The sequence below is a fragment of the Nocardia sp. NPDC056952 genome, assembly GCF_042674185.1.
Lineage (GTDB): Bacteria > Actinomycetota > Actinomycetes > Mycobacteriales > Mycobacteriaceae > Nocardia.
Map to the genome: position 1 here is coordinate 401,289 of NZ_JBHURA010000004.1, position 13,616 is coordinate 414,904.

Genomic DNA, 13,616 nt, shown 5'->3' on the forward strand with positions numbered 1-13,616 from the left:
GGCGCGGGGCTCCGCTGCGGGACAACAAGTTTCGGTGATGGGTGAGGTGGAACAGCTATGACACGACCGGCAAGAACCCGACCGGTTCGTACGCGTCGCCCGCGCGTCACCGCGTTGGCACAGCTGCTGGCCACCGCGGTCGAGACCAACCCCGACGGTCTCGCGGTCGTCCTCGCCGACGCCGCCCGCACCCTCGGCAGCCTCACCTACGCCGAACTCGACGAGCGTTCGAACCGCATCGCCCGCTTTCTGATCGGTCGTGGCATCGGCGCGGGCGACTTGGTCGCCATCGGAATCCCGCGCTCCATCGAATCGGTCCTCGCCGTGTGGGCCGTCACCAAGACCGGAGCGGGCTTCGTCCCCGTCGACCCGAACTACCCACCGGACCGGGTGGCGCACATGGTCACCGACTCCGGCGCGGTCTTCGGGCTGACCGTCGCGGCTGTGGCTGCCGGACTTCCCGCGCAGGTGCAATGGCTCCCACTCGACGGCGGCGACCAGGCGAACCCCTTCGACGACCTCTCCGGCGAGGCGATCACCTCCGCCGACCGGCTTCGTCCGGTGCGGGCCGAGGATCTCGCGTACCTCATCTACACCTCCGGCTCCACCGGCCTGCCGAAGGGCGTCGCGGTGACGCAGGCCGGGCTCGCGGGGTTCAGCGAGGAGCAGCGTCGCCATTACGGTGTCGAATCCACCTCGCGCACGCTGCATTTCGCGTCGCCGTCCTTCGATGCCTCGCTGCTGGAGCTGCTGCTGGCGATCGGCGCGGGCGCCACGATGGTGATCGTCGACCCGAGTGTGTACGGCGGCGACGATCTGGCCGCGCTGCTGCGGCGGGAACGGGCGAGCCACGCGTTCATCACTCCGGCCGCGCTGGCCTCGATCGACCCGGACGGGCTCGACGACTTCCGGGTGGTGGCGGTGGGTGGCGAGGCTGTTGCACCGGATCTGCTGCGGCGCTGGGCGATTCCGCTCGCCGACGGCACCCTGCGCGAATTCCACAACGTGTACGGGCCCACCGAGACGACCATCGTCACCAACATCAGTGTGCCGCTGAAACCGGGCGACCCGATGACCATCGGCGGCCCGATCAACGGGGTCGCCGAATACGTCCTCGACGACCGGCTCGGCCCCGTTCCGCCCGGCGTCACCGGCGAGCTCTACATCACCGGCGCCCAGCTGACCCGCGGCTACCACGCCCGCCCGGGCCTGACCGCCTCGCGCTATGTCGCGAATCCGTTCGACCCGGCCGGTTCTCGCCTCTACCGCACCGGTGATCTGGTCCGCTGGACCGCCGATGGCGCGTTGGATTATGTGGGCCGCAACGACTTCCAGGTCAAGATCCGTGGTTTCCGCATCGAGCTCGGTGAGATCGACGCGGTGCTCTCGGCCCACGAGAGCCTCGACTTCGCCGCCACCATCGGTCACGAACTCGACAGCGGCGCCACCATTCTGGTGTCCTACGTGCACGCGGCTCCGGGTGCGACCGTCGACACCGCCGCGCTCACCGCCTTCGCCGAGCGCAGTCTGCCCGCGCACATGGTGCCGACCGTGCTGATGGAGCTCGACACCATCCCGCTCACCCCGGTCGGCAAACTCGATCGAAGGGCGCTGCCCGCACCGATCCTCGAACACGCCGAATTCCGTGCTCCCACCACGGCGGTCGAGGAGATCGTGGCAGGCACCTTCGTTCAGGTGCTCGATCTCGGCGACACGCAGCTCGGCCTCGACGACGACTTCTTCGCCCTCGGCGGCAACTCACTGATGGCCACCCAGGTCGCCGCCCGCCTCGGCGCCGCGCTGGACACCGCGTTTCCGGTCCGGCTGCTGTTCGAGGCGTCGACGGTGGAAACGCTGGCCCGGCGACTCGCCGAATCCGCCGGTGCGGGTGCACGTCCCGCGCTGACCGCGGGGGAGCGGCCCGCACGGATTCCGCTGTCGCTGGCCCAGCAGCGGATGTGGTTCCTCAATCAGTTCGACCCGGGATCGGTCGCCTACAACATTCCGATGGCGGTGCGGCTGCACGGGGCCATCGATGTCGAAGCCCTGCGCGCCGCCGTCGCCGACCTCGTCGCCCGGCACGAGACCTTGCGCACGATCTACCCCGAGACCGACGACGGGCCGATCCAGCAGATCCTGACCGGGACCGAGGCGACGCCGAGGCTCGAGGTGCGCTCGATCGCGCCCGAGCAGCTCACCGCCGCCATGCGCGAGTTCGGTTCGTCGGGGTTCGATGTGCGCGGCCAGGTGCCGTTGCGGGTCGCGTTGTTCGAGCTCGGCGGCGACGAAGCGGTGCTCGCGGTGGTCGTGCACCACATCGCCGGCGACGGGTCCTCACTCGCCCCGCTCACCAGGGATCTCATGCTCGCCTACGCGGCCCGCTCGGCGGGTGACGCGCCGGAGTGGGCGCCGCTGGCCGTGCAGTACGCCGACTACGCCTTGTGGCAGCGGGCCCTGCTCGGCAGTGAGGACGACCCGCGGTCGCTGGCCTCGGCCCAGCTCGCCTACTGGCGTGACGCGCTGGCCGGGCTGCCCGACCAGCTCGACCTGCCCGCCGACCGGCCGCGTCCCGCCGTGCAGTCCTTCGCCGGTGGTCGCGTCCCGATCGAGGTCGACGCCGAAACCCATCGTGCCCTGCTGGCTGTGGCGCGCGATCAGGGCGCGACGCTGTTCATGGTCGTGCACACCGCCCTCGCGGTGACGCTGGCCAGGCTCGCGGGCACCGACGATCTGGCGGTCGGTACCCCCGTCGCGGGTCGTGGCGAGGCCGCGCTCGACGACCTGATCGGCATGTTCGTCAACACCTTGGTCTTTCGCACCACGCTGCGAACCGGTGAGTCGTTCACCGAACTGCTCGCCCGCCAGCGCGATACCGACCTCCAGGTCTTCGCGAACGCGGACCTGCCGTTCGAGCGGCTGGTCGAGGCGATCAACCCCGCCCGCTCCACTGCCCGCCACCCGCTGTTCCAGGTCGGCCTGTCCTTCCAGAACCTCAGCCGCTCCGGCCTGGAACTCGGCGAGACCGCGGTCGAGGGCGTCGACGTGGACCTCGCGGTGTCCCAGTTCGATCTGCACGCCATCGTCGCCGACGGCTACGACAGTGACGGCGTGGCGCAGGGGATCAGCGGCGTGTTCACCTACGCCACGGACCTTTTCGACGAGTCGACCGCACAGTCCTACGCGGATCGCTTCGCGCGAGTGCTCACCGCGATCGCCGCCGCGCCGGGCAGCGCCGTCGACGAGATCGACCTGCTCTCCGATGCCGAGCGTGCGCGAATCCTGCACGACTGGAACGCGACCGGCCACACCACCCCGGCCACGACGCTCGCCGCCCTGTTCGCCGACACCGCGGCCGCGAACCCGGACGGTGTGGCGCTCGTCGACGCCGACGGCGCCACGCTCACCTATCGCGGCTTCGCGGCGCGCGTGAATCAGCTGGCGCGACACCTCATCGCGCAGGGTGTCGGCGTCGAGGACCGGGTCGCCTTGGCGATGCGACGCTCGACCGAGCTGGTCGTCGCCATGTACGCGGTGACGCAGGCGGGCGCCGCCTACGTTCCCGTCGATCCCGGCCAGCCCGCCGATCGGGTATCGCATGTGCTCGCGACCGCTGCCCCGACCTGCGTACTGAGCACCACGCGCGACGGTTTCACCGCCGGCGTCGACGCGACACGGGGTGCGCCGGTGATCGCCGTCGACACCCTGGACCTGTCGGCGGTATCAGCCGACCCGATCGCGGCGAGCGAGCGCATCGGTGTGTTGCGGTCCGGGAACACCGCCTACGTCATCTTCACCTCCGGCTCGACCGGCAAGCCGAAGGGCGTCGCCGTCTCGCACGCCGCCATCGTCAACCAGCTGCGGTGGAAGACAGAAGCGTTCGGCCTCGGCCGCGACGACTCGGTCCTGTTGAAGACCGCCGCCACCTTCGACCTGTCGGTCTGGGAATTCTGGTCGGCCGCGATCTGCGGTGGGCGCCTGGTGATCACCGCTCCAGAAGGCTATCGCGACCCCGCCTACCTGCTCCGCGTGCTCGCCGCGCACTCGGTGACCACCCTGCACGCGGTGCCGTCGATGCTCGATGCGCTGCTCACCGAATCCGCCGGTGCCCTGCCGAAGTCGCTGCGGCGCGTGCTCGCCATCGGCGAGGCGCTGCCCGCCGCCACCGCCCAGCGGTTCCTGGCGACGAACCCGGCGGCGCTGCACAACCTGTACGGCCCGACCGAGGCCGCGGTCTCCATCACCGACCACCGCGTCACCACCGCCGATCGCACCACGGTCCCGATCGGCCGGCCCGAACGGAACAGCCGGGTCTACGTCCTCGACGCCCGTCTGCGTCCGGTCCCGGTAGGTGTCGCGGGAGAGCTGTATCTGGCGGGCGCGCAGCTCGCCCGCGGGTATTTCGGCCGACCCGACCTCACCGCGGACCGCTTCGTCGCCGACCCGTTCTCCGAGCTCGGCGCCCGCATGTATCGCACCGGTGATCTCGTCGCCTGGACCGCTGACGGCGAACTCGACTACCGCGGTCGCACCGACTTCCAGGTCAAGATCCGCGGATTCCGCATCGAACTCGGTGAGATCGAAGCAGCCCTGCTCGCCGCACCGCGGATCGCCCAGGCAGCGGTCGTCGCCACGACCGACCCCCAACTCGGTGACCGGCTGGTTGCCTATGTCGTCCCCGCGCCCGGCGGGGCGCTCACCACCGCGCAGGCCAAAGCCGCGGTGGCGCAGGTACTCCCGTCCTACATGGTCCCCTCGGCCTTCGTCGTGCTCGACCGCCTCCCGCTGAACGCGAACGGCAAGCTCGACCGGCCCGCCCTTCCGGCGCCGGTGCTCGAACCCCGCCGCTACCGCGCCCCCGGGACCGAGCACGAGATCGCCGTAGCCGCCGTCTTCACCGAGGTCCTCGGCGCGCGGAACCCCGGCCTCGACGACGACTTCTTCGCTCTCGGCGGCAACTCACTGCTGGCCACCCGCGTCGTGCACCACCTGCGCGAACACACCGGCGTGGAGCTCACCGTCGCCGCGTTCTTCGCCGACCCGACCGTCGCCGGCCTCGCTACCAGAATCAGCGACGGCCCCGCGGACGCGGCCGACCTCGAAGCAGCACTCGCGGTCGTGCTGCCGATCGCCCGCCGTGGCACCCGCCCGCCGCTGATCTGTGTGCACCCCGTCTCGGGTCTGGCCTGGGCCTACGCGAGCCTGGTGCCGCACCTGCCCGAGGATCAGCCCGTGGTCGGCATCCAGTCGCCGGCACTGAGCGATCCGGAATTCCGGCCCGCCTCAGCCGAGGAGCTGGTCGACCGCTACCTGGCCGAAATCCGCGGCGTCCAGCCCCATGGCCCCTATCAGCTGCTCGGCTGGTCCCTCGGCGGCGTGCTGGCGCAGGCCGTGGCGACCCGCTTGCAAGCCGAGGGCGAGACGGTGGCGTCGTTGACGATGCTCGACAGCCTCCCCGGCGCCGCACTCGCCGACTTCGCCACCGAATTGCGGCACGTGCTCACCGAACTCGGCATACCCGAGCGGCAACTGCCCAGCCAACTCACCGAACTCGGCGACGAGGCACTGGAATCACTGCACACAACACTCGCCGCGGACACGCCGATCTCGCGCGCGCAGTTCGTGGGCATGTACCGCGGCGCACTGCGCTCGGTGGCGCTTCTCACCGAACTCGAACCCGCACGATTCGACGGAGATCTGACCTATTTCACCGCCCTGCGGACCCCCCCAAAGTTGGGGGACGGGGCCTCGCGATGGCGCCCGTACGTCAGCGGGATCATTGCTGACCACCCGGTCGAGGCCACCCACCAGGAGATGCTCTCCGCTGTGGCGGTAGCCACGTCCGGACCGGCAATTGCGCAGGTCGTCGCGGGTGCGGACAGATCCGGCGATACACGTCCGTAACGGACTACATGGGCATTACGATTCCGTTGCGATAGAGTTGGTGTGTCGTGGCGCACACCTCGGCGACGGTCGGCAGCGGCTATGTAGGTGTGGCTATGCTGTGTCCGACTCGGCCGCCGGACGCGAGAGGTGTATTGGTCTGTGGAAACCCCCCGCCGCACGGGCCGTGCCGGTCGCCGACGTGCTACCGGCGCACCGTTGTTCGGTCAGCTGCTCACGGCCGCCGTTGAATCCGCGGCCGATTCGATCGCGCTGCGCTACAACCCCACCGGGATGCCCGGCGCGGAACAGCACCTCACATATCGTGAGCTGGACGAGCGATCCTCGCGCCTGGCGCGCGAACTCGTCGACCGGGGGATGGGCGCGGGCGATGTCGTCGCCATCGCGATCGCCCGCTCGATCGAGTCCGTGCTCGCGGTGTGGGCCATCGCCAAGACCGGCGCCGCGTACGTGCCGGTCGACCCGGCCTACCCGGCCGATCGGATCGCCCACATCGTCGCCGACTCCGGCGCGACCATCGGCCTGACCACCGCGGCCCATCGCGCCTGCCTCGGCACCACCGCGTACTGGATCGAACTCGATGACCCGGTGGTCGCCGAGCGCATCGCCGTGCGGCCGGGCCACGCGGTGAGTTACGCCGACCGGGTCCGCCCGATCGACGAAGGCCACCCCGCCTACGTCATCTACACCTCCGGCTCCACCGGTAAGCCGAAGGGCGTCGTGGTGACGCACACCGGGCTCGCCACCCTGGTCGCCGCCGAGCGCGAACACTTCGGCGTACAACCGGATTCGCGGGTGCTGCATGTTTGCTCGCCGAACTTCGACGTGTCGGTACTCGAGTTGCTGCTTGCCTTCAGCACCGGTGCGACCCTGGTGGTTTCGCCGCCGCGGGTGTTCGGCGGTTTCGAACTGTCGGACCTGCTGCGCCGCGAACGCATCACCCACCTGCTGATCACCCCCGGCGCGCTCGAGTCCGTCGACCCGGCCGGGCTGCCGGACCTGTCGACCGTGATCGTCGCGGGCGACCGGTTCGGCCCGGAACTGGTCGGCCGCTGGGCAACCGGTGGGCGCGCGTTCTACAACGGGTACGGCCCCACCGAGGCGACCATCCTCGCCACCAGCACCGCGCCACTGCGGGCGCACGCGCCGATCACCATCGGCCACGCGGTGCCCGGCATGGGCTTGTACGTGCTCGACGCGCGGCTGCGGCCGGTGCCCGCCGGAGTCGTCGGCGAGCTGTACCTCTCCGGCCCCGCGCTCGCGCAGGGGTATCTGGGCAGGCCGGGGCTCACCGCGGAACGTTTCGTCGCCTCGCCGTTCGGGCCGGGCAGGCTGTACCGCACCGGTGATCTGGTGCGCCGGTTCGAACACGACGGCACGCTGGAATACCTGGGCCGCACCGACTTCCAGGTGAAGGTGCGCGGCTTCCGGATCGAACTCGGCGAGATCGACAACGCGCTCACCGCGCACCCCGACCTCGACTACGCCGTGACGCTGGGTAAGACGATGCCCTCGGGCGCGACCGCGCTGGTCGCCTACGTGCTGCCGCGCGCCGGGTGCACGGTCGACACCGGGGCGCTGGCGGAATTCCTCGCGGAATCGTTGCCCGCGTACATGATTCCGTCGGTCATCATGGTCCTCGACGAGCTGCCGCTGACCTCGGTCGGCAAGCTCGACCGCGCCGCGCTGCCGACGCCGGTGTTCACCGCGCGCGGCTTCCGCGCGCCCGCCACCCCGGCCGAACAGGTGGTGGCCGACGTATTCGCCGCGCTGTTGCTGCGAGACGGCGCGGGCCGGGTCGGCGCCGACGACGACTTCTTCGAACTGGGTGGCGACTCGCTGCTCGCCGCGCAGGCGGTGGCCCGCATCGGCGCCGCGCTGGACGTGCGGGTGCCGGTGCAGGCGGTGTTCGAGGCTCCGACCGTCGCCGCCCTCGCCAATCGAGCCGAGCAGCACCGTGTTACGGCACACGCGCTTCCGCTCACGCCGCGTCCGCGCCCCGAGCGGGTCCCGCTGTCCTACGCCCAGCAGCGGATGTGGTTCCTCAACCGCTTCGACCCCGCGTCGGCCGTGGACAACATCCCGGTCGCGGTCCGCCTTTCCGGCCGCCTCGACCTGCCCGCCCTGCGCGCCGCCATCGCCGACCTGATCGCGCGCCACGAAGTTCTGCGCACGGTCTACCCGGTGTCCGACGGTATCGGCGCCGAGGGCCACGGCGCGGTCCTCGACGGCGAAGGTCACCAGCTGGTGCTGGCGGCGGGCGACCCTGCCGCGGTGCCCGAGTTCGAGATCGTCGAGGTGGCGGAGGAAGACCTGACCGAGGCGATCGGCGCTGCCGCGCTGACCGGCTTCGACGTCACCGCCGGGCCGCCGGTGCGGGTGCGGGTGCTCGCGATCTCGGACAACGAGCACGTCGTCGTCTGCGTGGTGCACCACATCGCCGCCGACGGCTTCTCGTTCGCGCCGCTGACCAGGGATCTGCTCACCGCCTACGCCGAACGGCGCGGTGGCGGCGCGCCGCAATGGCCGCCGCTGCCGGTGCAGTACGTCGACTACACGCTGTGGCAGCGTGAACTGCTCGGCGCCGAGCACGACCCGGATTCGCTGCTCGCCGCGCAACTGGCCTTCTGGCGAAAGACACTGTCCGGCTTGCCCGAACAGCTCGAACTGCCCACCGACCGGCCGCGTCCCGCCGTGTCGAGCCGGGCGGGCGGGTCGCTGAGCGTCCAGGTCCCCGCCTCGGTGCACGCCGGCCTGTCCGCGCTGGCCCGCGAGCACAACGCCACGCTGTTCATGGTGGTGCACACCGCGCTGGCCATGCTGCTGGCCCGGCTCTCCGGCACCCGCGACATCGCGATCGGCACCCCGGTGGCCGGTCGTGGCGAGCAGGCGCTCGACGAGCTGATCGGCATGTTCGTCAACACCCTGGTCCTGCGCACCGAGGTGAATCCGGCGACGGACTTCGGCGGGCTGCTCGCCGAGGTCAGAGCACGCGATCTGGCCGCCTTCGGGCATGCCGACGTGCCGTTCGAGCGGCTCGTCGAGCTGCTGGAGCCGGTGCGTTCGACCGCGCGGCACCCGCTGTTCCAGGTGATGCTGACCTTCCAGAACCTGGCGCGCACCGACCTCGCGCTGCCCGGCCTCGCCGTCTCCGCCGCCGACTTCACGGTGCCGCTGGCGAAGTTCGATCTGCAGGTGGAGCTCGCCGAACACATCGGCGTCGACGGCGCGCCGCAGGGCATGGCGGCCACCTTCGTCTATGCCACCGACCTCTTCGACCGCGCCACGGTCGCCGACTTCGCCGACCGCTGGACGCGGGTGCTCGCCGCGGTGGTGGCCGACCCGGCCAAGCCGGTCGGCGATATCGACGTGCTCGCCCCTGGTGAGCGTGAACTCGTCCTGCGCGAAGGCTATTCGCCCGGCATCACCGTTCCCGAGGTCACTCTCACCGACCTGATCACCGCCCAGGCGCAACAGCGTCCCGAGGCGATCGCGATCAGGGCGGGGGAGCGGTCCCTCACCTTCGACGGCCTCCTCGGTAGGGCATCGGCGCTCGCGCGCGCGCTCATCGTGCAGGGCGCGGGCCCGGAAACCCTGGTGGCCGTGGCCGTTCCGCGCACCGAGGAGCTGCCGATCGCCCTGCTCGCGGTGCTGCTGTCGGGCGCGGGTTACCTGCCGATCGACTCCGGATACCCCGCGCAGCGGCTGGCCTACATCGTCGGCGACGCGAAACCCGCTGTCCTGCTGACCACCTCGGCCGAGCGCGGACTGCTGACGGCGCTCGCGGATCTGCCCGTGGTGTTGCTCGACGAGCCGCCCGTCTACAGCGACGCTCCCCTGCATCCCGATGAACGCCGTGCCCCGCTGCGCCCGGATCATCTCGCGTACGTCATCTACACCTCGGGTTCCACCGGCCTGCCCAAGGGCGTCGGTGTCACCCACCGCAATGTGCTCGAGCTGTTCGCCAACACCCAGCTGCTGTTCGCCTTCGACGAGGACGACGTGTGGACGGTGTTCCACTCCTTCGCCTTCGACTTCTCCGTGTGGGAACTGTGGTGCGCGCTGGCAGGCGGCTCGTCGGTGGTCGTCGTCGACCACCTGACCTCCCGGTCGCCGATCGAATTCCGCGAACTGCTGGCCCGTGAACACGTGACGGTGCTGAGCCAGACGCCCACCGCCTTCGCCCAGCTCGACGAAGCCGACCGGGCCGCGCAGGCCGCGGGCGCCATCGCGCTGCCGTTGCGGTACGTGGTCTTCGGTGGTGAGGCGTTGGATCCCCGCAAGCTCAGCCGCTGGTACGACCGCTACGGAAACGGGCCGGGCGCACCGGAACTCGTCAACATGTACGGCATCACCGAGACCACCGTCCATGTCTCGCACCAGGTCCTGACCGCGCGGACCGCGGACATCGTTGCCGACCGGGCGCCGGCCGACGCCGACCACATCGGCGGATCCGCCGTCGACCTGCCCGGCAGCCTCATCGGCCGTGCGCTGCCCGGACTGTCGGTGGTCGTCCTCGACGACCGTCTGCGCCCGGTGCCGTTCGGTGTGGCGGGCGAGCTCTACATCGCGGGCCACCAGCTCTCGCGCGGCTACCTCGGCAAGCCGGGTCTCACCGCCACCCGCTTCGTCGCCGACCCGTTCGGTGAACCGGGCGCCCGGCGCTACCGCTCCGGTGACCTCGGCCGCTGGATCGGATTCCGTGGCACCCCCACCCTCGAATACGGCGGCCGCGGCGACCAGCAGGTGCAGTTGCGTGGTTTCCGTATCGAACCGGGCGAGATCGAGGCAGCCCTGCTGCGGGTGCCCGGTGTCGGGCAGTCCGCGGTCATCGTGCGCGCCGACGAGCACGCCGGAGACCGGCTGATCGCCTACGTCGTCCCGGCGACAGATGTCCTCGATCCGAACGACGCGCCCACGACCGTACTTCCGAAGCCGCCGGTGGGCGCGCGCTTCGGACGTGGCGACAGCGGCGCGGGGCCCGACGACTACGCCGATCCCGGCGTGGTCGCGGGTCTCGACCCGGTGGAAGTGCGGGCCGCCGTAGCCGACTTCCTCACCGGATACATGGTGCCCGACGCTGTCGTGGTGGTCGCGGAACTGCCGATGACCACCAACGGCAAACTCGACCGGGCGGCACTGCCCGCACCGGAGTTCACCGCCGCCACCACCTTCCGCGCGCCGACCACTCCGATCGAACTCAGCGTCGCCGAGGTATTCGCGACCCTGCTCGGCGTGCCCGAGATCGGCCTGGACGACAACTTCTTCGACCGCGGTGGCAACTCGCTGCTGGCCACCAGGGCCATCGCCCGCATCGACCAGGCACTGAGCACCGACCTGGTGGTGCGTGACCTGTTCGAGGCGCCGACCGTCGGCTCGCTCGCGGCCCGCGTGCGTCCCGGTTCGGTGGCCGCGCCACGACCACCGCTGATTCCGGCGCAGGACCGTGGCGTCGTTCCGCTCTCGCCCGCGCAGCAGCGGATGTGGTTGCTCAACCGCATCGACCCCGACTCCCCGGCGTACAACATCCCGCTGGTCCTGCGGTTGCGCGGGGCGCTCGATACCTCCGCGCTGCGCTACGCCGTCGCCGATGTACTCGAACGGCACGAGGCGTTGCGCACCCGTTTCCCGGCCGATGACGCCGACGCTGTTCCGTATCAGGAGATCCTGCCCGTCAGCGCGGTTCTGCCGACCGGCCTCGCGCTGGAGGAATGCGACGATCCACGTGACCGGGTGATGCGTTTGCTCGCGAGCGGTTTCGATGTCGCCGAGCGAGTTCCGCTGCGCGCCGGGCTGTTCACCTCGCCCGCCGACGACCCGCTGGCGGAGGAAGAGTACGTGCTCGCCGTGGTGGTGCAGCACATCATCGCCGACGGTGCCTCGCTCGCGCCGCTGGCCCGTGACCTCGTGATCGCCTATCGGGCCCGCGTCGAGGGACGCTCACCCGCCTGGTCGCCACTGCCCGTGCAGTACGCCGACTACGCGCTGTGGCAGCGCGAGGTGCTCGGCTCGGAATCCGACGAGAATTCCACCGCCGCGCGGCAGCTGGAGTTCTGGCGGCGCACACTGTCGGGGCAGGCGGGCACGGTCGAGCTGCCGCACGACCATCCGCGCCCCTCGCACGCCTCGCTGCGCGGCGCCGATGTGAGCACCACCCTGACCGCCGACGTTCATGTCCGCCTCGCCGAGATCGCCCGCAGGCACAACGCGTCGCTGTTCATGGTCGTGCACGCGGCACTGGCCGTGCTGCTCGCCCGGATCTCCGGCAGCACCGATATCGCGATCGGCACCCCGATCGCCGGCCGGGGTGAACCCGAGCTCGACGACCTGGTCGGCATGTTCGTCAACACCCTCACCCTGCGCACCGAGGTCGACCCGAGCCGCGGGTTCGACGAATTGGTGAGCACCGCACGCGAAGTCGGTCTCGCCGCCTTCGCCAACGCCGACCTGCCGTTCGAGCGCGTGGTCGAGGAGGTGGCCCCGACCGGCACCGTGTCGCACAACCCGCTGTTCCAGGTGGTGCTCTCCTTCCACAACAACGAGACCCCCGTGCTGCGCCTGCCCGGCCTCACCATCGAGGCGATGGACCTCGCGGCCCGGCCCGCCAAGTTCGACCTGCAGGTCAACATCGAACCGCGCCTGTCGGCGACCGGCGAACCCGATGAGATCGGCGTCGTCTTCACCTATGCCACCGACCTTTTCGACGAACACACCGTCGCCGCCTTCGCACGCGGGCTCACCGAGATCGTCACCGCGGTCGCCGCCGATCCCACGGTGCGAGTCGGCGACATCGACCTGCGTGACGCCGGCGAACGCGAACGCGAACTGACGGCCGCGGCCTATGCCCCCGTGCCGTCGGCCAACGGTGCCGCGCTGGCGCAGGAACTGGCCTCGGCCGTGGAGGAAGACCCGGACGCGCCTGCGCTCGAACTGGGCGAAGCGGCGATCGCCTACGCCGAATTCGATGCCCGCTCATCCCAATTGGCGCGTTCGCTGATCGCCCGCGGCGCCGGTCCGGGTACGGGAGTCGCGGTGCGGCTCGACCGAGGGGTGGACGCGGCGATCGCGACCTGGGCGGTGCTCAAGGCAGGTGCGGCGGTGGTGCCGCTGATGACGATGGACGCGCGCCCGCCGGGCAGCAACCTCGAGGTGAAACTCGGCCTGACCATCGACATCCTCGACGCCCCCGACGGGCTGGACTGGTACGACCTGGCCGACCCCGCGCTGCGCGCCGAACTGGCCGCGGAATCACCTCGCCCGATCGGCTACGCGCACCGCACCCGCGCCCTGCGCGGCGACGACGTGGCCTTCGTCGGCGGCGGTCGCACGCTGAGCTACGACGAGCTGGCGACCGCGGCCGAGCAGGTGGCCGAGCGCGCCGGGCTCAACTTCGAATCACGCACGCGAGCGGCGGGCCGACCTGATTCGGTGGCGGGCGTGCTCGAGATCGTCGCGGCCGCGATCGCGGGCGCGACGCTGGTGATGGGGGCAGACCAGGGGGGTGCGGACGAGGTGAGCCATGTGTTCACCGAGTCCGCGGTGGCCGTTGCCGAACCCGGCGACGGGACAGGTGCGAGGATTGTCGCGCTCAGTGAGATGATCGGCAACACCGGGCAGCCGCACGAGCGGCGCGCGGTGGTCGGGATGGATGGATAGGTGGAACGAACACTGGCTGGTCCGCTCGCGGTGCGGATGAGTGGCAGTGCGCGTCTGTA

General features: G+C 70.8%; 1 protein-coding gene and 1 pseudogene. Both read left to right on the forward strand.

Annotated features, from left to right (window positions below; genetic code table 11):
* Positions 1–69: 69 nt before the first annotated feature.
* Positions 70–5,901: pseudogene (locus tag ACFTS5_RS18010) on the forward strand (amino acid adenylation domain-containing protein); the annotation flags it as partial.
* 141 nt (positions 5,902–6,042) lie between these two features.
* On the forward strand, positions 6,043–13,557 hold the full coding sequence (locus ACFTS5_RS18015) for an amino acid adenylation domain-containing protein (RefSeq protein WP_378632134.1): 7,515 nt from the start codon (positions 6,043–6,045) through the stop codon (positions 13,555–13,557).
* Positions 13,558–13,616 lie beyond the last annotated feature (59 nt).